Raw genomic sequence first — 22,836 nt, 5'->3', positions numbered from 1 at the left:
TCGTTGGTCAGTCTTGACCGAGCTAGGCAGTATCGCCGACCTGACGCTCGGCCTACAAAAAATGGCAGCGATTTCTCTTCCATTGCTTGTAAGGCTTTAGCATGGCTATCAGTGTTTTCGATCTCTTCAAAGTCGGTATCGGTCCATCCAGCTCCCACACCGTCGGCCCGATGCGCGCCGCCGCGACCTTCGCCCAGGGGTTGTTCGAGCAAGGGTTGCAGGAGCAGGTGCAGCGGGTGGAAATCCGCCTGTACGGCTCCTTGTCCGCCACCGGCGTCGGCCACGCCACCGACCGCGCCTGCGTCATGGGCCTGATGGGCGAATGGCCCGACAGCATCGACCCGCGCAGCATCGGCCCGCGCATCCAGCAACTGCGTGAAAGCGGCGAGTTGAGCCTCGGCGGCCGCTCGACCATCGCCTTCGACTGGCAGCGCGACCTGCTGCTGCTCGACGAAAGCCTGCCCTACCACCCCAATGCCATGTCGCTGTCGGCCTTCGCTGCGGACGGCCTGCTGTGGCGGCAGACCTACTACTCGGTGGGCGGCGGTTTTATCGTCGAGGAGGCCGAAGTGGCCGAAGGCGCCCCGGTGGCCAACGGCGTCGAACTGCCCTACGACTTCAACAGCGCGGTGGAGCTCCTGGCCCTGTGCCAACGGCACCAGCTGCGGGTCTCGGAACTGATGATGGCCAACGAACGGGCCTGGCGCAGCGACGCCGAAATCCGCAGCGGCCTGCTGCACATCTGGGCGGTGATGCGCGAATGCGTCGAGCAGGGCCTGCGCCACGAAGGCACCCTGCCCGGCGGCCTGGATGTGCCGCGCCGCGCGGCCAAGCTGCATCGCAACCTGCTGGAAATCGGCAAGCCCAACGTCATCAGCTCGACCCTGTCGGCCATGGAGTGGGTCAACCTGTTCGCCCTGGCGGTGAACGAGGAAAACGCCGCCGGCGGGCGCATGGTGACAGCGCCGACCAACGGTGCGGCGGGGATCATCCCTGCGGTGCTGCACTACTACATGAAATTCAACCCCGAAGCGTCGGACGACGACGTGGTCGACTTCTTCCTCGCTGCCGCCGCGGTGGGCATCCTCTGCAAGAAAAACGCCTCGATCTCCGGCGCCGAAGTCGGCTGCCAGGGCGAGGTGGGTTCCGCCTGCGCCATGGCCGCCGCCGGCCTGGCCGAGGTGCTTGGAGCCACCCCGGAGCAACTGGAAAACGCCGCCGAAATCGGCCTGGAACATAACCTCGGCCTGACCTGCGACCCGGTCGGCGGCCTGGTGCAGGTGCCCTGCATCGAGCGCAACGCGATCGCCGCGGTGAAAGCGATCAACGCCACCCAGATGGCCCTGCGCGGCGACGGTAAACACTTCATTTCCCTGGACCGGGTGATCCGCACCATGCGCGATACCGGCGCCGACATGCACGACAAATACAAAGAAACTTCACGGGGCGGCCTGGCCGTGAGCTGGGTGGAGTGCTGAGGAGCATTCCCCCAGGCCGTATGAAAACTACTGCGCTCGGCAATACTGCGTTAAAAACAGGCTCGGAATGCTCATGTAGGTCCCTACACTCCGCTTCCTCGCCTGTTTTTGCCTTGTCTTGCCTTCGCTCGCTACGTTTTCAAACGGCCTGACCGCCTGTACTACGTGAGCCCGAGCAAAAATAATAACGAGGCGATACCGATGACCGATGTACGAACACCCGCTGCCGAAAACCCTGCCGTAGAAACTGCCCGCGACACTACGACCGCCAGCCAGGGCTGGAGCAAGCACGACACCACCTGGATGCTCGGCCTGTACGGCACCGCCATCGGCGCCGGCACCCTGTTCCTGCCGATCAACGCCGGGGTCGGTGGCTTCTGGCCGCTGATCGTGCTGGCGCTGCTGGCCTTCCCGATGACCTTCTTCGCCCACCGCGGGCTGACCCGCTTCGTGTTGTCCGGGCGCTCCGGCGACATCACCGAAGTGGTGGAAGAGCACTTCGGCATCGGCGCCGGCAAGCTGATCACCCTGCTCTACTTCTTCGCCATCTTCCCGATCCTGCTGGTGTACAGCGTGGCGCTGACCAACACCCTGGGCAGCTTCATGGAGCACCAGCTGCACATGACCCCGCCGCCACGGGCGATCCTGTCGCTGGTGCTGATCCTCGGCCTGATGGCCATCGTGCGCTGCGGCCAGGGCGTGATCGTGCGGGCCATGAGCGTGCTGGTCTATCCCTTTGTCGCCGCGCTGTTGCTACTGGCCCTCAGCCTGATCCCGAACTGGAACGGCGCCTTCTTCGCCTCGGCCAATGACGGCATGTCCATGCCGCTGTTCCTCAAGACCCTGTGGCTGGCGATCCCGGTGATGGTGTTCTCGTTCAACCATTCGCCGATCATCTCGGCCTTTGCCGTCGACCAGAAGCGCCACTACGGCGCCCAGGCCGAAGGCAAGAGCAGCGGCATCCTCGCCGTGGCCCACGGCATGATGGTGCTGACGGTGATGTTCTTCTGCTTCAGTTGCGTGCTGGCCCTGTCGCCGGCCGACCTGGCCGCGGCCAAGGCGCAGAACATCTCGATCCTGTCGTACCTGGCCAACCACTTCCAGACGCCGGTGATCGCCTATGCGGCGCCGCTGATCGCGCTGGTGGCCATCACCAAATCCTTCCTCGGCCACTACATCGGCGCCAGCGAAGGTTTCCAGGGGCTGATCGTGAAAAGCCTGCGCAGCCGCGGCCGGAGCCTGTCGTCGCGCTGGCTGGAACGTTGCACCGCGCTGTTCATGGTCCTCACCTGCTGGGCCGTGGCCACCTTCAACCCGAGCATCCTCGGCATGATCGAAACCCTGGGCGGACCGGTGATCGCCTGCCTGCTGTTCCTGATGCCGATGTACGCGACCCGGCGCGTGCCATCGCTGCGCCAGTATTCGGGCCAGCTGTCGAATCTGTTCGTGGTGCTGATCGGTCTGATCGCACTGTCAGCGATCATTTATTCGTTCATGCCCTGAAACGGGTAGCCAAAGAAAAACGGACCTTTTGGTCCGTTTTTTTTCGCCCCCGGGTTTATTGGTCGGCGGCTTTCCCGGCATGCCCTTTGCTTTGCAAGACCTGAGGAATACGGACGTTATCAAACCTCAGCGAACGGCCTGCCAGTGGTCTGGAAATGCGAACTAATCCCGATCCCGGCCGGTCAATGACTGCACGATACAATCAGGCGGTGACGCACATGGATAACCCCTTTCAGCTGATTACCGATGCCTTCGCCCCGGAATACCGGGTCAACCTGAGCATCCAGGGCCTGGACGGCAGCATCATGCTGACCCTGTCCAAGGCCGGCCGGGTCGTGGCCAAACGCATGATCAGCGCCGAGCAGCGCAACGATCCGCAGCGGCTCAAGCGCCTGGTGCAAAGCATTCAGTTCGGCATCGCCATCGAGCAGGGCCACAGCGCCGTGGCCATCCTCGAAGCCATGACCAACAGCGACAGCTTCAAGCTGCCGCTGCCGGCCGCCAAGGGCCGGCCGCCCCTGAGCGTGGCGATTTAAAGCTCGCCCTTCTCGACTTCCGGGTGCTCGCTGGAACCCGCACCGACTTTGCGTTGCGGGTGTTCGATTTTCACCGAGGGGAACTGCGACGAGGCGTAGCGCACCACCAGGATCGAGAACGCCAGCAGCAGGATACCGCCGCACAGGTAGATGATCCCCAGGTCCGGCGGGTTGTGGTGCGACACGTTGGAGATCAGCAGGCGGGTCAGCGCGGTGATCGCCACGTAGATCAGGAAGCGCACCGGCATGTGGTTGGTCTTGAAGTAGATGCCGACCATGGCGCCCAGTTCGAGGTAGATGAACAGCAGGAGAATGTCATCGATCTTGATATGACCTTCTTCGAGCATCCCGAGAAACTCCATCACCGCCGCCCAGGCCGTCACCGCGCCGATGGCGAACAGCGCCAGGTAGTGAAAGGTCTCCACGAACAGGTTGCCCAGGGACTCGGCCAACTGATGGACGTTCTGCCGCAGTTTCTCGGCCCAATTGATTTTCACGATGGTTTTTCCTTAGGTCGACTCGACCGGATGATGCGGGTTGGACGTGACGGTTGTTCTGCATGCAGAAAAAAGGCCAGCGTCTGGGGAATGAGATGGCGGTCGGGGTCGGCTGGACACTTCTGTGGGGGCTTTCAAGGGCGTCTTCGCTGTAGGAGCGAGCGAGCGGCGATCCGACTTGCCCGCGATGGGGATCGACGCGTAATCACCTGACAAACCCGGAAACCCGTCTAGATTAAAAAGCCACTATTCAAAGCAGCAGGATTCGCTTATTCTTCGCACCTGTATATAAATACAGTAGTAGCAAATACCCATTATCGTGAAGGCATGTGAGGTGGTGAATGGCCGTCGAAGTGGTATACCGCAGCAGCCGAGATCTGGAGCGCTTGTTCATGGATAAAGCCGAAGCTGACCGTCATGACAAAATGCTCGAACTGGCTGAATTGCTGGCGCAAGTGTTGCAAAAAGCCGTGCCGTCCCTGAGCGAGCAACAGGTGGAAGAAGCCGGGATCTACATGGCGAAGAACCGCGATGTGTTCGCCAAGGCCTTCAAGAGCCAGCCGGACGCCCTGTCCGAACTGCTCAGCGCGCCGGTTGCGGCGGCCGAGCCAGAGGCTCCGCTGGCAGCGCCCGAAGCCGCTGAACCCGCAGCACCGGCCAAGCCCGCCAAGGCGAGCAAAGCCGCCAAGTAAGCAGGCTCGAATTGAACAGGCCCTGGGTTTGCGCCCAGGGCCTTTTTCATGCCTGTGGAAAACTAAAGCTCGGGTTGCTCCAGCGCCTCTACCAGCGCCTTGAAGAAGCGCGCCGCCTCGCCGCCGGTCACCACCCGATGATCGAAGGTCAGGGACAGCGGCAGCAGCGGATGCACCACCACCGCGCCGTTCAGGGCCACCGGTTCGTCGCGGATCACCCCGGCGGCGAGGATCGCCACTTGCGGCGGCACCACCACCGGGTTGGCGTAACGGCCGAACAGGGTGCCGAAGTTGGACAGGGTCAGGGTCGCGCCCATCATCTCCTGGGGCGGAATCGAGCGTGCCTGCACGTCGGCGCGCAGGCGCGTCACTCCGGCCTTGAGGTCCGCCGCGTCGCGCTGGCCGACATTGCGCAGCACCGGCACGAACAGACCATCGGAGGTGTCCACGGCAATGCCCAGGTCGAGGTGCTGGTGCTGCTTGATCGACAGGCTCTTGCCATCGAACGCGCTGTTGAGCACCGGCTCCACCGCGCAGGCCGCCGCCAGCGCCTTGGCCAGGCGGATCAGCGGATCGCGGGCCTGGCCCCAGCGGTGCAGGTCGGCATCGCCGTAAATCGTCACCGGCACCACCTCGGCGTGGGAGCGGGCCATGTTCAGCGCCATGCTCCGACGTACCCCGCGCAGCCGGTCGCCGCCGAACCGCTCCCGTTCCTGCTGCGCGGCGTTTTCCACATCGCCTCGGCTGATCAGCCCATCCTTGGCCGAACCGCTCAAGGCATTCACGTCCACGCCCAGTTGCCGGGCCAGTTGGCGCACCGCCGGCGTGGCGCGGACCGCCATATGCTCGCGGGTCGAGGGCGCGGCGCCGACAAAAAACCGGTCTTCCTGACTGGCCCCGCCACCTTCGAGGCGCCCGACCACGGTGCCGGCATCCGCCTCGCCTTCGTAGCCGAGCAAGGGTTCGCCGACATGCAGGATGTCGCCCGGCGCGCCGTAGGTTTTCGCCACCACGCCGTCATAGGGCGCGGGAATGTCCACCAGGGCCTTGGCGGTTTCCACCGACACCAGCAACTGATCGGCCTTGACCGCATCGCCGGCCCTGACGTGCCATTCGACAATCTCCGCTTCCTGCAGGCCTTCGCCCAGATCGGGCAGTTTGAAATATTTCATCGCAGCCTCCTCAGGCGAAGTTCAGGGTGCTGTCGCAGGCGTGAAGAATGTCTTCGACGCCGGGGATGTACAGCGACTCCAGGCGATACAGCGGCGGTGGAATGTCCGGCGCGGTGACCCGCAGGATCGGCGCCTGCAATTCCAGCAACACCCGCTCGTAGAGGCTGGCGGCGATTTCCGCGCCGACGCCGCAGGTGCGTGGCGCCTCGTGCACGATCACGCAGCGCCCGGTCTTGCGCACCGAGGCTTCCAGGGTGTCGAGGTCCAGCGGCTTGATGCAGGCGACGTCGATCACCTCCGCCGACACGCCCTGCTCGGCCAGCGCGCTGGCGGCTTGCAAGGTCTCGACGATGCTCGCGCCCCAGCTGACCAGGGTGATGTCGCTGCCTTCGCGCAGGGTGAAGCAACTGTCCAGCGGCAAGCGCTTGCCGTCGTCCACCAGCGGTTGCGGGTTCATGCGGTAGAGGCGGGTCGGCTCGAGGAACAGCACCGGGTCGGGGTCGTCGATGGCCGCCAGCAGCAGGCCGTAGGCCCGCGCCGGCGAGGACGGCACCAGCACCCGCAGCCCCGGAATGTGGGCGAACAACGCTTCGGTGCTTTCACTGTGATGTTCCGGTGCGCGAATGCCCGCGCCCATGGGCGTGCGCAACACCATCGGGCAGGTAATGCGTCCGCGGGTGCGGTTGCGCATGCGGCTGGCGTGGGACACCAGGTGCTCCATAGTCGCGTAGATAAAGCCCATGAACTGGATTTCCACCACCGGCTTCAGGCCCTGGGCGGCCATGCCCACCACCAGCCCGCCGAGCATGGTTTCCGCCAGCGGCGAGTCGATCACCCGCTTGAAGCCGAAACTGTCGCGCAGCCCCAGGGTGGCGCGGAACACCCCGCCGTTCACGCCGACGTCCTCACCCAGGACAATCACGTTCTCGTCCTCGGCCATGGCCCGGTGCAACGCCAGGTTCACCGCTTCCAGCAGGCTGAATGTGCCGTTACTCATGGTCCGCACCTCCCGCACGCCGCGCCAGCCGTTCGAGGAACACCTCGCGCTGTTCGGCCAGGGCCGCCGGCCACTGTGCGTAGACGTAGTCCAGTACCGACTCAGGGGCCTGGGTGCCCGCCGCCTCGAAGTTATCCACAGCACGCTGCACCAGCGCCTGGCATTCCACCATCAGCGCCTGCTCGCGGTTTCCGTCCCAGACGCTCTGCCCGACCATGAAGCGTTGCAGGCGCTTGACCGGTTCTTCCAGCCAGGCCTGCTTGACCTCATCCGCGGCCCGATAGCGCGTGGCATCGTCGGCGGTGGTGTGGTCGCCCAGGCGATAGCTCAGGCATTCCAGCAGCACCGGTCCCTTGCCATGCCGGGCACGTTCCAGGGCCGCCTGCACCCGGTCGTACACCGCGAGCATGTCGTTGCCATCGACCTGCTCGCCGTGGAAGCCGGCGCCGATGGCCTTCTGCGCCAGGGTCGGCGCGCCGCACTGGATACGTCGCGGCACCGAGATCGCCCACTGGTTGTTGTTGACCACGAACACCACCGGCAACTGCCAGGTGCCCGCCACGTTGAGGGCTTCGAGGAAGTCGCCCTTGCTGGTGGCGCCATCGCCACAGGTGGTCACCACCACCCGGTGCTCGCCACGGATCTTGAACGCGCTGGCCACGCCGCAGGCATGCAGTGCCTGAGTAGCGATCGGCACGCAGATCGGGAAGTCCTCGGCCACCGCCGGGTCGGCGAAATCGCTGCCGCGCTCGTCGCCGCCCCAGTACAGCAGGATCTCCTCCATGCGCACCCCGCGCATCAGTTGCACGGCGGTGTCGCGGTAATAGGGCACCAGCACGTCTTCGGGTCGCATCAGGCTGCCGATGGCCACGCCAATGGCTTCCTGGCCGAGGGTCGGCGCGTAGGTGCCGATGCGTCCGGTGCGTTGCAGGGCCACGGCCTTCTGGTCGAACATGCGGGTCAGGACCATCTGCCGGTAGAGCCGGGTCAGCAGATTGAAGTCGTCGGCCCAGGCCGGCAGGTCGCCGAGCAACTGGCCGTCCGGGGACAAATAGCGGGTATAGGGAAGTGCAACCTTGTGCGGCATCACATGGCTCCTGGCACGCCGGGTCAGCGTGCGGTCGTTGCGCCCCGTGCTTGTGGCGCGGGGCCTACAGGGCGAAATGCCGGGTAAGGCCTTCGCGCCTAGCGGTACAGCACGCGCTCCGCCAAGTCGTCGGCCACCCGCGCCGGGGAGCGCTTTTCAGCCTGGGCGTGAGCGAAGACTTCGGTGAGCCGCTGGCTGATCTTCGACAGGTGGGCGGTGATGGTCGCCAGGTCTTCACCGCGATGCTTGAGCGAAACGTAGATCAGCCCGCCGGCGTTGATCACGTAGTCCGGCGCGTAGAGGATGCCGCGGTTTTCCAGCTGGTCGGCGACCTGCAGGTTGGTCAGCTGGTTGTTGGCCGAGCCGGCGACCGCCGAGCAGCGCAGTTGCGCCACGCTGTGGCTGTTGAGCACGCCGCCCAGCCCGCAGGGCGCGAGGATGTCGCACGGGGTGCTGAGCAAGGCTTCGTTGGCGATCGGATGGGCGCCCAGTTGCTCCATGGCCAGTTGCACCTTGCCGGAATCGATATCGCTGACCAGCAGTTCGGCACCCGCGGCATGCAGCTGTTCGGCGAGGGCGAAGCCGACATTGCCCAGGCCCTGGATCGCCACCCGCAAGCCTTCGAGGTTGTCGCTGCCCAGGCGGGCCATGGCGGTGGCGCGGATGCCGGCGAACACCCCCATGGCGGCATGCGGCGCCGGGTCGCCGGAGGCGGTGGTGCTGGTGACGTGCTGGGTGGTTTGGGCGATGCAGTCCATGTCGGCGACCGAGGTGCCGCTGTCGATGGCGGTGATGTAGCGGCCATCGAGTTGCTCGACGCAGCGCCCGAAGGCTTCGAACAAGGCGGCACGGCTTTCGACGTGTGGCGGACGGATGATGACCGCCTTGCCGCCACCGTGGGGCAAGCCGGCCAGGGCGGCCTTGTAGCTCATGCCTTGGGCCAGGCGCACGGCATCGACCACGGCACTTTCGTCGTCGGGGTAGGCAAGGTAACGACAGCCTCCCAAGGCAGGCCCCAGGCGGCTGCTATGAATGGCAATCACCGCCTTCAACCCGGTGGCCGGGTCGACGCTCAGGTGCAGCGATTCAAGGCGAGTGCTTTGCATGAGAGCGAACATCGTCGGGCTCCCGAATCACTTCTTGTAGTCGCCAGTATAGGCTTGTGCATGAAAATTGCTGGAGCGCGCGGGAATAAGCCCGGTGCCTTTCCGGGCTTTAGGAAATAACCTGCTACGGCATGTGTGCGGCACTGGACGAACGCCCGCGACGGGGCTAAAACGAGGCATTCGCCGGAGATTTCGATGAACCCGCGTCAAGCTTTTTTCGCCTGCCTGCAACAGTCCCCGCCCGCCCTTTTCGAGGCGGCGCTATGGATCGCCGCCGAGCACGACAAAGAGGTGGCGCCCGAGCAGTTGCTGCAGGACTTCAAGGAGCTGCAACAGCGGGTCAGCACAGGCTTGCCGCTGCTGCCAGTCAGCGAACTGGGCCAGCCGCTGCTGCGGCGCATGAACGACCTGGGGTTCCAGCAGGACGAGTTCCTGCCGCTGCGCCCGCAGGCGGCGCTGCTGGACAAGGTGCTGCACACCCGGCGCGGGCAACCGCTGGCGCTGGGGCTGATCGCCCTGGAGCTGGCGCGGCGCCTGGAGATCCCCATGGTCGGGGTCAACTTCCCCGGGCACTTTCTATTGCGCGTGCCCGGTGCCGATCACCTGCTCGACCCTTGCGGCGGGCGCCGCCTGTACCCCAACGACTGCCGTGAGCTGCTGGAGCGCCAGTACGGGCCGAACATCAAGCTGGCCGCCGAGCACCTGGCCACGGCCAGCCCGCAGCAGATGCTCCAGCGCCTGTCGCGCAACCTGCGCCAGTTGCACCTGAGCCACGACGACCACCTCAATGCGCTGATCGATGCCGAGCGGGTCCTGGAACTGGGCAATGGCAGCGCCTCCGACTACCTGGCCCGCGCCAGCCTCTACCAGCACCTGGACTGCCCCAACGCCGAACGCTTCGACCTGGAGCACGCCCTGCTGCTCAGCGAAGACCCGATCCAGCGCCTGCGCCTGACCGAACGCCTGGGGCACTTGCCGCCCAATAGCATCGTCCACTGACATCCCCCATTCTTGCCGACGATGGACATGACGTGGTGTGCCAAACCGGGCGCCATCGCGAGCAAGCTTCGCTCCTACAGAGACGGGCAGTGTTTCTGTAGGAGCGAGCGGGCGGCGATCCGACTTGCCGGCGATGAAGACGACGCGGTGTATCAGGCCGGCCGCTATCGCCAGCAAGGCCCCCACAGGGGCAAGCGTTAGCGTTGGTCGCGGGCGAGCTTCGCGGCCAGCGAGTCCAGGGGTTCGGGCGTGCTCGCTGGCAGGCCTTCGGGCGAGCGCACCTGGATGATCAGCAGCGCCGCAATCACCGCCGGAATCGCGCAGAAGAAAAAGATCTGCTGCACCGGGATGTGCATCGCCAGCAGCAGGCTGCCGAACAGCGGGCCGAGGATCGAGCCGAAGCGGCCGACGCCCAGGGCCCAGCCGGTGCCGGTGGCGCGGACATGGGCCGGGTAGAAGTTGCTGGCGAAGGCATTGAGGGTCAGTTGGCCGCCGATGATGCAGAAGCCGGCGGCGAAGACGAAGGCCACCAGGTAACGCGGATTATCATGGTTCAGGCCCAACAGCAGGGTGCACAGCGCCGCCCCGGCCAGCACCGCCGAGAGCAGCCGTACCTTGCGTTGCAGGCGGTCGGCGAACCAGGCCATGCAGATCGCCCCCAGGGTGCCGGCGAACAGGAACATCGAGGTCACCAGGTTCGCTTCGTTCAGGCCCAGGCCACTTTCCAGCAGCAGCGACGGCAACCAGCTGATCATGAAATACAGCAGGATCAGGCTGACGAAAAAGGTCGACCAGATCAGCAACGTCGGGCGCGCATAACCGTGGCGGAACAGCTCGATCACCGTAAGCTTGCTGCCCTGCTCGGCTTGGTTCTGCGCGGCCGAGGCGGCCGGTGGTTGCCAGTCCGGCAGCATGCGCGCGGTGACCTTGCGCAGGCGGGCATAAGGCGGCTGATCGCGCAGCAGGCGCGGCAACGACTCGGGGAGGAACCAGGCCAGGAAGGGAAACAGCAGCAACGGCGTGACGCCGCCGGCGAGGAACACCGCCTGCCAGCCGAAGCGGTCGATGAAACCCGCGGCGACAAAACCGCCGGCCGCGCCGCCGAAAGAGAAACCGCAGGCAGCCAGGGTCACCATCAGGGTGCGCAGGCGCGGCGGCGAATATTCCGACATCAGCGCCATGGCGCTGGGCATCGCCCCGCCCATGCCGATGCCGCAGATAAAACGCGCGACCATCAGGCTGTTCAGCGAATCGGCGAACACCATCATCACCGTGAGGCTGGCGTAGATCAGCACGCAGGCCAGCAAAATCCGCCGCACGCCAAAGCGGTCCGCCAGCGGCGTCACCGCCAGCGAGCCCAGGGTCAGGCCCAGCAGGTTGGCGCTAAACACCGGACCGAACGCGGCCTTTTCCAGGCCCCAATCCTGGGCCAGGGCCGGCACCACATAACCCAGCACCTGGGCGTCGTAGCCGTCGGTGACCAGCAACAGGGCCAGGAGCAGAAGAAGCAACCACTGATAACGCGACACCGGACGGGCGTCGAGGGCCGCCCGGAAGCTGGCAATCTGATTGTGCATCGCAAGGTACCTGCTGTTTTTTATGGTTATGGGAGCCGGCAGACCGTCATTGCTCTTGGGCGACAAGGATCGGTCTTGTGTACATCATTCAGGCGCGGGAACACGTTGCTCCCGCGGACCTGTCTCCTGTAGCCGCTGCCGCAGGCTGCGATAAGGCCGAAGGCCTTCAGCGATCCTGAGATCTTCGCGACCGCTCCGGTCGATCGCAGCCTGCGGCAGCGGCTACACAGGTCAGGCGGGCGTATCGGGCTGGTTGGCCGGATGGGCCTTCTGGAACGCCGGATGTTCGGCGGCCAGGGCGGCGACCCGGCGAATCCGCGGGTAGGCGTCCAATGGCACCTTGAAGCGCTCGGCCGCGTACAGCTGGGGAATCAGGAAGGTGTCGGCCAGCCCCGGTTGCTCGCCGAAGCAATACCCCTGCTCGCCGATCAACTGCTCGACCGCCGCCAGGCCGGTGCTGATCCAGTGGCCGATCCACTCCAGCACCCGTGCCTCATCGTAGCCCCACTGGCGCAGCAGGTTCTGCGTGCTGGAGTTGTGCAGCGGATGAATATCGCAGCCGATCAGCAACGCCACCGCCCGTTCGTGGGCGCGGGCCGCCAGCTCCTGGGAGAGCAGCGGCACCTGTGGATAACGTTCTTCCAGGTATTCGACGATAGCCAGCGACTGGATCAGCAGCTCGCCGTCGTCGGTGCGCAAGGCCGGCACGCGGCCTTGCGGGTTGATTTGCAGGTATTGCGGCTGGCGGTTCGCACCGCCGCCGGCCGCCAGCAGGTTGACCGGCAGCGCCTGGTAGTCCAGGCCCTTGAGCGCCAGCGCGATGCGCACCCGGTAGGACGCGGTCGAACGGTAGTAGGTATAGAGCTCCATAACGCGCACCTCTTCTTAACGGGAAGGCAGGACTTTACCGCGGCATTCGCCGAAACCGATGGAGGCGAAACCCTCGCGGCGGCAGCGGCCGCGCAGGATGATTTCGTCGCCGTCCTCAAGAAATTTACGCACTTCGCCGGACGCCAGTTCGATCGGTTTCTTACCGCCTTCGGTGATTTCCAGCAGGCTGCCGAACTGGTTGCTTTGCGGGCCCGACAGGGTGCCCGAACCGAACAGGTCGCCGGCCTGCAACTGGCAGCCGTTGACGCTGTGGTGAGCGACCATCTGCGCCACGGTCCAGTACATGTACTGGGTGTTGCTCAGGGTCAGGCGGTGGGCCGGCAGGCCTTGCTCGCGCATCGCTTCGGTGAGCAACAGCACTTCCAGCTCGATGTCGAAACCACCGGCGGCCTGGTCGCGCTTGTCCAGCAGGTACGGCAGCGGCTGCGGGTCGCCTTCGGGACGTGGTGTCTGGGCACGGCGGAACGGCTCCAGGGCTTCGGCCGTCACCACCCAGGGCGAGATGCTGGTGATGAAGCTTTTCGACAGGAACGGGCCCAGCGGCTGGTATTCCCAGGCCTGGATATCCCGCGCCGACCAGTCGTTGAGCAGGCAGAAGCCGGCGATGTGCTCGGCAGCGTCGCCAATGGCGATCGGCTCGCCCAGTTCATTGCCCTGGCCGATCCAGATGCCCAGCTCCAGTTCGTAGTCCAGCCGCGCGCATGGGCCGAAGGTCGGCTCGCTCTGGCCGGCGGGCAGGGTCTGGCCCTTGGGCCGGCGTACGTCGGCACCGGAAGTGCGGATGGTGGAAGCGCGGCCGTGGTAACCGATCGGCACGTATTTGTAGTTCGGCAGCAACGGGTTGTCCGGGCGGAACAGCTTGCCGACGTTCTGCGCGTGCTCGATGCCGACATAGAAGTCGGTGTAGTCATTGATCCTTGCCGGCAGGTGCATCTGGCAATCGGCGGCCAGGGGCAGCAGTTTCGCGCCCTGGGCCTCGACCTTGCCGCGCAGGCTGCTGCCCTCGCCGAGCAATTCCAGCAGGCGCTCGCGCAGGGCCACGCGGGCCGGGCGGCCCAGTTCGAAAAAGGCATTCAACTGGCCACCACGGGTGGCTTGCACCGCGGTCTTGGCCGGGCCCTCGAACAGCCCGGCGTCGAGCGCCGCTTCCAGGTCGAAGATGTGCTCGCCGATGGCCACGCCGCTGCGCGGCGCCGAACCCTTGTGGCTGAACACCCCCAGCGGCAGGTTCTGCAGCGGGAAGTCGGCATGGTCGTTGGCGGAGGCAACCCAGCTGCGGGTGATGGTTGGCTGATTCATGGGTTATTTCCGATTCGGGTTGAAGGTGGCGGGCAGCGAGGCCCAGCAAGCATCGTAGTCGTTCTGCAATTGCGGGCACTCCAGGGCGTACTGGCTAGGACGCAGCACCTGGCTGGTCTCGAACATGAAGGCCATGGTGTTGTCGATCTTGGCAGGTTGCAGCTCGGCGTTGATGGCCTTGGTGCAGCTTTCGCCATCCGGGCCGTGGGCGCTCATGCAGCTGTGCAGCGAAGCGCCGCCGGGTACGAAACCTTCGGCCTTGGCATCGTAGGCGCCCTGGATCAGGCCCATGTATTCGTTCATCAGGTTGCGGTGGAACCACGGCGGACGGAAGGTGTTCTCGGCCACCATCCAGCGCGGCGGGAAGATCACGAAGTCCAGGTTGGCCAGGCCGTGCACGCTGGTGGGCGAGGTCAGCACGGTAAAAATCGACGGGTCCGGGTGATCGAAGCTGACGGTGCCGATGGTGTTGAAACGGCGCAGGTCATATTTGTACGGCACGTTGTTGCCGTGCCAGGCCACCACGTTCAGCGGCGAATGATCCAGCTCGCAGCCCCACAGCTCGCCGAGGAATTTCTGCATCAACGTAGTGGGCTGCTTGAGGTCTTCGTAACAGGCGACCGGGGTCAGGAAGTCCCGCGGGTTGGCCAGGCCGTTGCTGCCGATCGGCCCCAGGTCGGGCAGGCGCAGGGGCGCGCCGTGGTTTTCGGCTATATAGCCGCGCGCCTGCGGGTCCAGCAGTTCGACGCGGAACTTCAGGCCGCGGGGCAGTACCGCGATCTCCAGCGGTTCGACTTCCAGCACCCCAAGCTCGGTGGCGATGCGCAGGCGGCCCTGTTCGGGCACCAGCAGCAACTCGCCGTCGGCGTTGAAGAACACCCGCTCCATGGAGCGGTTGGCGCGGTAGGTGTAGATGCTGATCCCGGCGGGTTTCTGCGCTGCCGAGTTGGCGACCATGTTCACCAGGCCGTCGATGAAGTCGGTCGGCTCACTCGGAATATCCAGCGGGTTCCAGCGCAACCGGTTGGGCGTGATCTCGCCCAGCGGCCCGCCTGCCAGCTGGCGATCCAGCTTGGCGAAGGCCGGGTGGTTGGCCGATGGCTGGATACGGTACATCCAGGTGCGCCGCGCTTCGCTGCGGGCCATGGTGAAGGCCGTGCCGGAGAAGAGTTCGGTGTAGAGGCCGTAAGGGGCTTTTTGCGGGGAGTTCTGGCCGACGGGCAAGGCGCCTGGCAGGGCCTCGCTGGAAAACTGGTTGCCGAAGCCCGACTGGTACGCCAGCCCGGACGCCGTGGAATCGAGGTTCATGGAGCCTCCTGGAAGTGGAGTTGGCAGCGGCCTGCGACTCCATGGGGAGAGCTCTCGGCACGCCAGCGTTATTTTTATCGTAATCCAATTACGGATAACGTAATTTGATTGGTATTGACCGTCAAGCTATAAAGACGCCCATTCGTCCCGGGATCACACCGCCTCCATGGAAAAGCCGCGCAGCACCAGCGACAGCAACGGTAAACAGAAAGTCCGCTCGGCCGAGGTCGGCACCGACATCCTCAAGGCCCTGGCCGAGCTGTCGCCGGCGACCTCGCTGTCGCGCCTGGCCGAACATGTACAGATGCCGGCGAGCAAGGTTCACCGTTACCTGCAGGCGCTGATCGCCAGTGGCTTCGCCGAACAGAACACCGCCACCAACCACTATGGCCTGGGCCGCGAGGCCTTGCGGGTCGGCATGGCCGCGCTGGGCAGCATGGATGTACTGAAGGTCGCCGCCCTGCCCCTGGCCGAGCTGCGCGATGAATTGAACGAGACCTGCTTCCTCGCGGTATGGGGCAACCAGGGCGCGACCGTGGTGCATATCGAACCGGCCGTGCGCGCGGTGACGGTGGTGACCCAACTGGGTTCGGTGCTGCCCTTGCTCAGCTCGTCCACCGGGCTGGTGTTCGGCGCCTACCTGCCGAATCGCGAAACCGTCGATTTGCGCGAGCAGGAACTCAAGGCCCACGCGCCCCATGCGCTGGCGGACGAGCAGGCCTATGCCGCCCTATGCGAGCAGATCCGCCAGCGCGGCCTGCACCATGTGCACGGCCTGCTGATGCCCGGCGTAGATGCCTTGTCGGCACCGGTGTTCGACGCCACCGGCAAGGTCGCCGCCGTGCTGACGGTGGTTGGCCCGACCTCGCTGTTCCACGCCGACGAAAACGGCCCGGCAGCGCAACGCCTGCTGGCCGCGTCCCAGGCGGTGAGCTGGCGCATGGGTTACCAGCCCTAGACGCGGATCCATCCAATCGTCAGCTTTGCGGCCGCTGCGCGCCCGATCGCAGGCTACGCCAGCGGCTACAAAACCCTGTAGCCGCTGCCGAAGGCTGCTATCGGCGGCGTAGCCGTCGTAAAAAGACCCACGCCATTTGATGAAACACCGCGTCGCCAGGGGTTGCGGCCGCTGCGCGACCGATCGCAGGCTGCGCCAGCGGCTACAAAACCCTGTAGCCGCTGCCGGAGGCTGCGATCGGCGGCGTAGCCGTCGTCAAAGCGGGCCGCACGGTTTGGCGGGAGGCCGCGTTGTCAGGTTGGCGGCCCTGATATCTGTCCAACCACTACATCAATCCCAACGTCTTGGCCTTGGCCACGGCCTGGGTGCGGCGCTCCACCCCGAGCTTGCTGTGAATGCGCCGCGCATGGGTCTTCACCGTGTGCAGGGAAATGAACAATTGCTCGGCGATCTGCTGGTTGGAGCTGCCCAGGGCGATCAGTTGCAGCACCTCCAGCTCCCGCTGGCTCAGCGGGCTCTCCCCTGCCGCCGGCAGCGGCATGGGCGCTTCGGGTTCGGCCACCGGCTGGACGTCAAACATCCGCGGCTGACGCAGACGCAATTCATGCAGCGCCTGGTGCAGGTTGCACCGGGCACCGAGCTCCAGCCCCTCCTGCAAGGCACCGGCGGACAACGCCCGATCCCCCAGCAGGAAAGCGACCTCGGCCAGGGCCAGGTGCAACTCGGTCTGCAGGCACAGCATGCCCCGTTGCCGGGCCTGCTCGAGCAGGCGCTGCAAGTTTGCCACCGGTGCCTCGGCACGCTGCAGGTACACCTCGGCCAGCACCAGCAGGTACTCGATACGCGGAATCAGCTCGAGGGTGGCCGGTGGCGCCTGGCGCGCCTGGGCCCCACGGTAGTGGCGCAGCACCCGGCTCAATGCCGCCTGGGCCAGTTCCGGCCTCCCCTGCTGCAACCAGAACACGCTGCTGACCTGCAGCAGCACGGCGCGGTACACCGTGTCCGGGATCTGCCGTTGCTGCATCAGCCGCTCGGCATCGCGCAGGCGTACAAACGCGTGGGCATAGTCGCCCTGGTTGGCGGCCAGGAACGCCTGGCCGAGAAACCCGTACAGGGCGCGTTTGTCATGACTGAGCAGACAGCGTTCGAGCCCGCTCTGGAAATGCCCGGCGGCCTGTTCCGCCTGCCCCTGGCGCAAGGCCAGGCGCCCTTGGCGCAAGGCGATACGACCCAGCAGCGGGCCGACCCGATAAGCCTGGCGACTCAACAATTGCTGCACATCGTCCAGCAGGCTCTGCGCCCTGTGGGGCGCCCCACGCTGCTCCAGCAGTTGGGCATGGTCCAGTTCCAGCAGCGCTTCGAACAGCAATGAACCCTGGGCCCTGGCCAGGCACAGCGCCTCGCGGTTGAGCATCTGCGCCACGTCCAGTTCGCCCCGGAGCAAGGCCTGCTGGGTCAGGCCCGAAAGGCACAGCAGGCGGGTCGGCCAGGCATGGGCCGGCAGTTCGGTCAGCGCCTCGAGAAAATGCATCCGCGCCGGTTCCATCAACCCTTGCAGATGCAGCAGCCAGCCCTGCTGCGCCTGCCAGCGCGCCACCAGTTGCCGCTGCCCGGAGGCCGTCGGCTGCGGCGTAAAACGCGCCATCTGCGCCACGCAGTGTTGCGCCTGGTCGAAACGCCCGGCGAACAGCAAGGCCGCCGTCAACAGCCCGACCAACTGCGGGCTGCCGAGCAGCAGTTCCTCACCCTGCTGCTCATGCAGGCGCAACAGCAACACCACATTCTGCTGCTCGAACAGGTGCTCGAAACTGAAGTGCTGCAACAGGCTGACCGCCACTTCGTATTCCTGCGCCAGCAACGCCTGCTCGAACGCCGCCTGCCAGTCCTCCTGCGCGGCGAACCACTGGCAGGCGCGGCGATGCCAGGAGCGTCCCGCCGGCCAGGGCTCGTCGCGCATCAGCCGGGCCAGGGGCGCGAACACTTGCAGCCACTCCGGCGCAGCCTCCCAGGGTTCGATGAAGCAGCCCAGTTCCTGCAATGTCCGCAGGTACTGGGCACCCTCCCCGGCGCCGAACAAGTGCTCGCACAACGCGGCATTGAAGCGCGGCAGGTGCGCCAGCACATGCCAGACCTCGGACAGCTCCGCCGGCAACACCCTGAACAACTCGTGCTCCAGGTATTCCAGCAGGGTATTGGGTCGCCCCTGCCGGCATGGCGTGGCCACCAGCTCGCTGCCTTCGAGCAGGGCGATGCGCACCCCGGCGCACCAGCCGGCACTGCGCTGGAAAATCCGGCTGGCGGTGTGGATCGACAAAGGCTGCGGCAATTGTTGCAGCAGTCGCTCGATGTCCTCCTGGGTGAACGCCAGCTCGGGCCCCGTGCATTCGTAGAGCTGGTCGTCGAGCAGCAGCCGCGGCCAGTTGCATTGCGGCCGGCGGCGGCCGCCCAGCCACCAGGTCAGCGCCGGATTGCTGATCGCCAGCAGGCGGTCGAGCAGCAGGTCCAGCGGCGGCGCGGCGACCCGGCAGTAATCATCGAGGAACAGCCAGGTCGGGCTCTGCACCTGCGCCAGATGGTCCAGCACGGCGGCCTCGTCCGATACGGCCAGGCCCAACGCCCGCGCCAGCTCGCCGCACAATTGCTGCGGTGTCTGCGCCGCCCCGGCCTGGGGCAACCAGCACACCCGGCACCCGGCCGGCGCCTGCAACAGGCATTCGGCGAGCAGGGCCGTCTTGCCACTGCCAGCCGGCGCACAAAGCAATTTCACCCGGGCGGACGACGCCAGGAGCGGGGCACTCAGACGGCTGCGGGACAGGTGATGGGAGGACAAACGGGGCAGGAATCCAGGACAGGGAGTCATGGCGGTCATTGCGGCGTGCCTTTTTATAGTTTTAGCCTGCGTGCCCCCACCCTAGCCTTGTCGCCGGTGCTTGTTGAGAAGTATTCAGCGCGCTGATCCGCGCCCATAAAAAAGGCGACCGATCGGTCGCCTTTTGCCATCGTTTGTATCCCGGGCCTTACCGAACGCCGGTTGCGCGCAGGGCGGCCGGGGTGTAGTCGGCGGCCTTGGCGGCAAAACCGAACTCGAAGCTGTGCTTCTCTTCGTTCTTCATCCCCAGGGCGAGGTAGCGCCCGGCGATGATGTCGTACAGCGCTTCGAGGGTGTAGGCCGGCACCTGGGCGTTGTAATAGAACTGCGCATGCCCTTCGGCCACCCGCCACAGCTGGCCGCGACCGTCGTAGTGATCCACCAGCGCCACCTGCCAGCTGTCCTCGTCGATGTACATGTGGCGCTTGGCGTAGATATGCCGCTCGCTCGGCTTGACCGTGCCGACCACTTCCCAGACCCGGTGCAGCTCGTAGCGGGTCAGGTCCTGGTTGATATGCCCGGCCTTGATGATGTCGTCGTACTTGAGGCTCGGCGAATCCAGCTTGTAGCTGTTGTAGGGGATGTACATCTCCTTCTTGCCCACCAGCTTCCAGTCGTAGCGGTCCGGCGCGCCGGAGAACATGTCGAAGTTGTCCGAGGTGCGCAGGCCGTCGGCGGCGGTGCCCGGCCCATCGTAAGCCACTTGCGGGGCGCGGCGCACACGGCGCTGGCCGGCGTTGTAGATCCACGCCAGGCGCGGCTCCTTCACCTGGTCGAGGGTTTCGTGCACCAGCAGCACGTTACCGGCCAGGCGCGCCGGAGCGGTCACCGCCTGCTTGAAGAAGGTCAGCACGTTGGCGCCTTTCTCCGGATCCAGGTCGGGGATCTGCTGCGGCACCGCCACCTCTTCTTCGAAGCGGATCGGCGTGTAGCTGCCGTTGGTCTGCGGCGTGGCCTGGGTGATGATCCGGCGCAGGTTGCCGCCGCGATAACGGGTGGTGTGGTTCCACAGCACTTCCACGCCGGTCTTCGGAATCGGGAAGGCGTAGTAGCGGTTGCCGGTGAAATTGGCCAGGCCGTTGCCTTCGTTGATCGAGGTGACGTTCAGCGCGCTGCGCTTGGCCGACTCGTAGATGTCCGCCGGCAGGCCGACCGTGCGGTGGGTCGGGTAGACCGGGATCTTGTAGGTTTCCGGGTAGCGCTTGAACATCGCCACCTGGCCGTCGGAGAGCTTGTCCTTGTACTTGTCAACAGTGGCCGCGGTGATGGTGAACAGCGGCTTCTCGCTGGCGAACGGGTCGGCGAGGAAGCCCTTGGCGTCCACCGCCCCGGCGTTCTTGCCGATACCACCGGTCCAGGCCGGGATCGAGCCGTCGGCATTGCCGGCCTTTTCCGCGCCGAGCGGGGTCAGGCTGGTGCCGAGCTTGTCCGCTTCCTGCGGGGTGACCGCCGCCATCACGTTGGCCGCCAGCAGGGTCAAGGCCAGGGCGCCGCATTGCAAAATCGTCTTGCGCATAAAGTTGTCCTTCTTTAGGGCCGGATCAGAAGTTCACGCCGAAGCTCAACGCGAGGAAGTCGCGGTCTTTGAGGGTGTTGTAGTCACCGCCGAAAAAGTCGGTGTAACTGAGGCTGGCGGTGTAGGTGTTGCGGTAGTCGGCATCGACCCCGAGGCTCACCGCCTTGGCGCCTTCGTTGAACAGGCCATTGGGGCCGTAGCCGTTGACGTCGTGGGACCAGGACAGGTTGGGCTTGAGGTTGATCCCGGCGATCAGGTTGTTGTAATCGAGGATCGCCCGGGCGCGATAACCCCAGGACGTGGCGGTGACGAAACCGTCGGTATCGCCACCGAAACCGTACTGGCCGTAGACCGAATCGCGGCCGTAGCGCAGCTCGCTTTTCGACTCCAGGCCACCGACATGCACGATCGCCGCCTCGCCCACCAGGGTCAGGCGGTCGGCACCCAGCACCTGGTCGAAGAACTGGGTCAGGGTGCTCTGGACCTGGGTGATTTCCTTGCGCCGGTAACCGGTGTTGTCGGCGCCCGCCGAGGTCCGCACCGGCGACGCCAGGCCACCGGCGATGGGGTTGACCAGGGCCAGGGTCAGGTCGTTGGTGTTGATCTGCACCGGGGCGTTGGGCCGGTAGCTGATCTCGCCGGTCCAGGCGGTGCCGGTGGGCAGCGTGGTGGAGAAGCTGGCGCCGTACAGGCGGATGTCTTCCGGGTATTCGAGGTAGTACTGGCCGCGACCGAGCATCACGCTCTGGGCCAGGGCCGAACCGGTGCCCGGGGCGATGCGGTTGGCGGTGCTGACGATCCCTGGGATGCTCGCCAAGGTGCTGCTCCCGGCGGTGATGGTGCCAACCGTCGGGGTGCGCGCGTGGTAGTTCATGAAGTACAGCCCGTACTCGGTGTCGTCGCCCAGCCAGCGCAAGGCGGTGCCCCACTGCCCGGAGTCGCGGGCATCGCGGTCGCCGGCGCGGCCGATCACCACGCCTTCGGGGGCCACGGTGAAGCCCTGGCCGAACGCTGCGGCAATCGGTTGCAGCGGGCGGATCGCCGGGCTGCCGACGGTGTAGCCAGTGGTGCAGCCGTCCGCCACCACGTCGTTGCCGAAGAAGGTGCCGCAGTTGTCGACCACGGTCTGGTCCCACTCCAGCTGATAGAAACCTTCCACGGTCAACTGGTCGGTCAGTCCCTGGGAAGCGAACAGCATGTTCACCGGGATCAGGCCTTCCTTGATCTCCGCGCCAGGACGACGGAATGCGGACACGTCGATCGGGTTGATGCTGTTGATCGAGTTGCCGATGAAGGTGCTTTCGCCCCAGCTGACCACCTGCTTGCCGGCGCGCACGGTGCCCGGAAGGTCGGCGATGGAGTAGTTGTGATAGATGAAGGCATCGAGGATCTGCCCGCCGGACGACTTGGCGCCCTCCTTGCGGTTGTGGTCGCTGATGGGCTTGAACTCGCGGTCTTCGTCCTTGAGTTCGAAGTCGTACCAGTATTTGCCACGGACGAAGACGCCGGTGTCGCCGTACTTCAGTTCAAGGTCATGGATGCCCTTGAAGATCTTCGAAAAGGTCTCGCCCTTCTTGAAATTCAGGCGCCCGTCGTCGCCGGTGGAAGACTGCCCGCGACCGCCGTTGGACACACCCACCAGGTCCTTGTCGGCATCGCGCATGCCCCAGCTGGCGCCGATGGACAGCGAAGAATCGAACTGCCCCTCGATCTCCCCGATGTTGAATGAAACGGCCTGCGCCTGGGCGCAGCCCCCCAAGGCCACCGCGACGGCCAGCGCCCGCGGTGTGAAGATGGCGCGCATTGTTGTTTTTGTCATGCGTCTTCCCCGGTGAGTGACAGAAGGCCTCACCCTACTGCCGGCGCACAGGAGCGATAAGCGCACCAAGGAGGTATTCGCGTTGTCGCCCGAAAGGATGAATGCCCTCGCCAGCCGGGCCTTTGCGCGGTGCATCGACGGGCTGGATGGACGGGTATCAGGTGGATGGATTGCGCCCTTGCAGGGCATGTCCGCGCGACGTGCACTACTATTGCCCAGGCTGTAACAGTCCTTGTCCACAATCGCTATTTTTCATTGCACAGCCAGCCCTTATTCTGGCCTCGCTCTCACGGCAAACAGCCACGCAGAGTCGCCCAGAGGTGTGATCACGCCACCTTGGGGGCAAGAGGATTCAGAAGGTTTGAAGCAACGATATTCAGATCTTCACCGGGTGTTCACTGACGTTGATTTGTTGCTCCTTGATCTAACGTCTTCCTTCGGCCGCTGCCTTGCAGCGGCCTTTTTTATGCCCGGTAGAAAGCCAGGTCGATGCTCAAGGTCTGCTCGCCGTGGCAATGGAAACGCTGCAACA

Annotated in this window: 17 protein-coding genes and 1 pseudogene; 6 read left to right on the top strand and 12 right to left on the bottom strand. The window is 65.3% G+C overall.

Going from position 1 to position 22,836, the window contains the following annotated elements; translation table 11 throughout:
- Window positions 1-101 precede the first annotated feature (101 nt).
- The 3 genes from AC07VU_RS01190 (at window position 102) to AC07VU_RS01180 (ending at window position 3,517) form a co-directional block, all read left to right on the top strand.
- Window positions 102-1,478: an L-serine ammonia-lyase gene (locus AC07VU_RS01190; RefSeq protein WP_495029422.1), complete on the top strand. Its 1,377-nt coding sequence runs from the start codon at window positions 102-104 to the stop codon at window positions 1,476-1,478.
- A gap of 201 nt (window positions 1,479-1,679) precedes the next feature.
- Complete coding sequence (locus AC07VU_RS01185; protein WP_277587889.1) at window positions 1,680-2,981, top strand: serine/threonine transporter; 1,302 nt, start codon at window positions 1,680-1,682, stop codon at window positions 2,979-2,981.
- A 218-nt stretch (window positions 2,982-3,199) separates the two neighbouring features.
- Window positions 3,200-3,517, top strand: coding sequence for a DUF3509 domain-containing protein (locus AC07VU_RS01180; RefSeq protein WP_007932393.1), 318 nt, complete (start codon window positions 3,200-3,202; stop codon window positions 3,515-3,517).
- Here AC07VU_RS01180 and AC07VU_RS01175 read toward each other — a convergent pair.
- Window positions 3,514-4,014: a phosphate-starvation-inducible protein PsiE gene (locus AC07VU_RS01175; RefSeq protein WP_009042237.1), complete on the bottom strand. Its 501-nt coding sequence runs from the start codon at window positions 4,012-4,014 to the stop codon at window positions 3,514-3,516. The two genes, AC07VU_RS01180 and AC07VU_RS01175, sit on opposite strands and share 4 nt — an antisense overlap.
- Before the next feature lie 341 nt (window positions 4,015-4,355).
- Here AC07VU_RS01175 and AC07VU_RS01170 point away from each other — a divergent pair.
- A pseudogene (locus tag AC07VU_RS01170) lies at window positions 4,356-4,613 on the top strand (YebG family protein); the annotation flags it as partial.
- Window positions 4,614-4,768: 155 nt separating this feature from the next.
- Here AC07VU_RS01170 and AC07VU_RS01165 read toward each other — a convergent pair.
- The 4 genes from AC07VU_RS01165 to AC07VU_RS01150 all read right to left on the bottom strand — a co-directional run bounded on the left by AC07VU_RS01165 (window position 4,769) and on the right by AC07VU_RS01150 (window position 9,080).
- Window positions 4,769-5,878: a dihydrolipoamide acetyltransferase family protein gene (locus tag AC07VU_RS01165; RefSeq protein ID WP_277587888.1), complete on the bottom strand. Its 1,110-nt coding sequence runs from the start codon at window positions 5,876-5,878 to the stop codon at window positions 4,769-4,771.
- A gap of 10 nt (window positions 5,879-5,888) precedes the next feature.
- The gene (locus tag AC07VU_RS01160) at window positions 5,889-6,875 is read right to left on the bottom strand and encodes an alpha-ketoacid dehydrogenase subunit beta (protein WP_053259683.1); all 987 of its coding nucleotides are present in this window, start codon (window positions 6,873-6,875) and stop codon (window positions 5,889-5,891) included.
- Complete coding sequence (pdhA, locus tag AC07VU_RS01155; RefSeq protein ID WP_495029421.1) at window positions 6,868-7,962, bottom strand: pyruvate dehydrogenase (acetyl-transferring) E1 component subunit alpha; 1,095 nt, start codon at window positions 7,960-7,962, stop codon at window positions 6,868-6,870. Before pdhA ends, AC07VU_RS01160 begins: the two co-directional genes overlap by 8 nt.
- Window positions 7,963-8,060: 98 nt before the next feature.
- Entirely contained in the window at window positions 8,061-9,080 is a 1,020-nt protein-coding gene (locus tag AC07VU_RS01150) for a Leu/Phe/Val dehydrogenase (RefSeq protein WP_007932382.1), read from the bottom strand.
- Between the two features lie 183 nt (window positions 9,081-9,263).
- Here AC07VU_RS01150 and AC07VU_RS01145 point away from each other — a divergent pair, with 183 nt between their 5' ends.
- Window positions 9,264-10,067, top strand: coding sequence for a SirB1 family protein (locus AC07VU_RS01145; protein ID WP_495029420.1), 804 nt, complete (start codon window positions 9,264-9,266; stop codon window positions 10,065-10,067).
- A gap of 197 nt (window positions 10,068-10,264) precedes the next feature.
- Here AC07VU_RS01145 and AC07VU_RS01140 read toward each other — a convergent pair whose 3' ends face one another.
- The 4 genes from AC07VU_RS01140 to hmgA form a co-directional block, all read right to left on the bottom strand.
- Entirely contained in the window at window positions 10,265-11,644 is a 1,380-nt protein-coding gene (locus tag AC07VU_RS01140) for an MFS transporter (protein WP_457275654.1), read from the bottom strand.
- Window positions 11,645-11,875: 231 nt separating this feature from the next.
- On the bottom strand, window positions 11,876-12,514 hold the full coding sequence (gene maiA, locus AC07VU_RS01135) for a maleylacetoacetate isomerase (protein WP_053259678.1): 639 nt from the start codon (window positions 12,512-12,514) through the stop codon (window positions 11,876-11,878).
- A gap of 15 nt (window positions 12,515-12,529) precedes the next feature.
- Window positions 12,530-13,834: a fumarylacetoacetase gene (gene fahA / locus AC07VU_RS01130; protein WP_274305567.1), complete on the bottom strand. Its 1,305-nt coding sequence runs from the start codon at window positions 13,832-13,834 to the stop codon at window positions 12,530-12,532.
- 3 nt (window positions 13,835-13,837) lie between these two features.
- Window positions 13,838-15,142, bottom strand: a complete 1,305-nt coding sequence (gene hmgA / locus AC07VU_RS01125) for a homogentisate 1,2-dioxygenase (protein ID WP_274305566.1) — start codon at window positions 15,140-15,142, stop codon at window positions 13,838-13,840.
- 166 nt (window positions 15,143-15,308) lie between these two features.
- On the opposite strand from hmgA, the gene AC07VU_RS01120 reads away from it, so the two are divergent.
- Window positions 15,309-16,100, top strand: coding sequence for an IclR family transcriptional regulator (locus tag AC07VU_RS01120; RefSeq protein WP_007930806.1), 792 nt, complete (start codon window positions 15,309-15,311; stop codon window positions 16,098-16,100).
- 325 nt (window positions 16,101-16,425) lie between these two features.
- On the opposite strand, the gene AC07VU_RS01115 is transcribed toward AC07VU_RS01120, so the two are convergent.
- The 3 genes from AC07VU_RS01115 to AC07VU_RS01105 all read right to left on the bottom strand — a co-directional run bounded on the left by AC07VU_RS01115 (window position 16,426) and on the right by AC07VU_RS01105 (window position 22,304).
- Window positions 16,426-18,969 (bottom strand): LuxR C-terminal-related transcriptional regulator, encoded by a 2,544-nt coding sequence (locus AC07VU_RS01115; protein ID WP_495029419.1) that lies wholly within the window; start codon window positions 18,967-18,969, stop codon window positions 16,426-16,428.
- A gap of 148 nt (window positions 18,970-19,117) precedes the next feature.
- Entirely contained in the window at window positions 19,118-20,485 is a 1,368-nt protein-coding gene (locus AC07VU_RS01110; protein WP_277587883.1) for a DUF1329 domain-containing protein, read from the bottom strand.
- Window positions 20,486-20,510: 25 nt separating this feature from the next.
- A complete protein-coding gene (locus AC07VU_RS01105) occupies window positions 20,511-22,304 on the bottom strand; it encodes a DUF1302 domain-containing protein (RefSeq protein WP_007929801.1) in 1,794 nt (597 codons plus the stop codon).
- Between the last annotated feature and the right edge of the window lie 532 nt (window positions 22,305-22,836).

The organism is Pseudomonas sp. GW821-FHT02B10 (assembly GCF_059421865.1).
This window is presented reverse-complemented; position numbering and strand designations above follow the sequence as displayed.

Bases quoted from the DNA above. Each gene is read 5' to 3' on its own strand.
- AC07VU_RS01190 (WP_495029422.1), top strand. From the start codon at position 102: ATGGCTATCAGTGTTTTCGATCTCTTCAAAGTCGGTATCGGTCCATCC.
- AC07VU_RS01185 (WP_277587889.1), top strand. From the start codon at position 1,680: ATGACCGATGTACGAACACCCGCTGCCGAAAACCCTGCCGTAGAAACT.
- AC07VU_RS01180 (WP_007932393.1), top strand. From the start codon at position 3,200: ATGGATAACCCCTTTCAGCTGATTACCGATGCCTTCGCCCCGGAATAC.
- AC07VU_RS01165 (WP_277587888.1), bottom strand. From the start codon at position 5,878: ATGAAATATTTCAAACTGCCCGATCTGGGCGAAGGCCTGCAGGAAGCG.
- AC07VU_RS01160 (WP_053259683.1), bottom strand. From the start codon at position 6,875: ATGAGTAACGGCACATTCAGCCTGCTGGAAGCGGTGAACCTGGCGTTG.
- pdhA (WP_495029421.1), bottom strand. From the start codon at position 7,962: ATGCCGCACAAGGTTGCACTTCCCTATACCCGCTATTTGTCCCCGGAC.
- AC07VU_RS01150 (WP_007932382.1), bottom strand. From the start codon at position 9,080: ATGTTCGCTCTCATGCAAAGCACTCGCCTTGAATCGCTGCACCTGAGC.
- AC07VU_RS01145 (WP_495029420.1), top strand. From the start codon at position 9,264: ATGAACCCGCGTCAAGCTTTTTTCGCCTGCCTGCAACAGTCCCCGCCC.
- AC07VU_RS01140 (WP_457275654.1), bottom strand. From the start codon at position 11,644: ATGCACAATCAGATTGCCAGCTTCCGGGCGGCCCTCGACGCCCGTCCG.
- maiA (WP_053259678.1), bottom strand. From the start codon at position 12,514: ATGGAGCTCTATACCTACTACCGTTCGACCGCGTCCTACCGGGTGCGC.
- fahA (WP_274305567.1), bottom strand. From the start codon at position 13,834: ATGAATCAGCCAACCATCACCCGCAGCTGGGTTGCCTCCGCCAACGAC.
- hmgA (WP_274305566.1), bottom strand. From the start codon at position 15,142: ATGAACCTCGATTCCACGGCGTCCGGGCTGGCGTACCAGTCGGGCTTC.
- AC07VU_RS01120 (WP_007930806.1), top strand. From the start codon at position 15,309: ATGGAAAAGCCGCGCAGCACCAGCGACAGCAACGGTAAACAGAAAGTC.
- AC07VU_RS01115 (WP_495029419.1), bottom strand. From the start codon at position 18,969: ATGACCGCCATGACTCCCTGTCCTGGATTCCTGCCCCGTTTGTCCTCC.
- AC07VU_RS01110 (WP_277587883.1), bottom strand. From the start codon at position 20,485: ATGCGCAAGACGATTTTGCAATGCGGCGCCCTGGCCTTGACCCTGCTG.
- AC07VU_RS01105 (WP_007929801.1), bottom strand. From the start codon at position 22,304: ATGACAAAAACAACAATGCGCGCCATCTTCACACCGCGGGCGCTGGCC.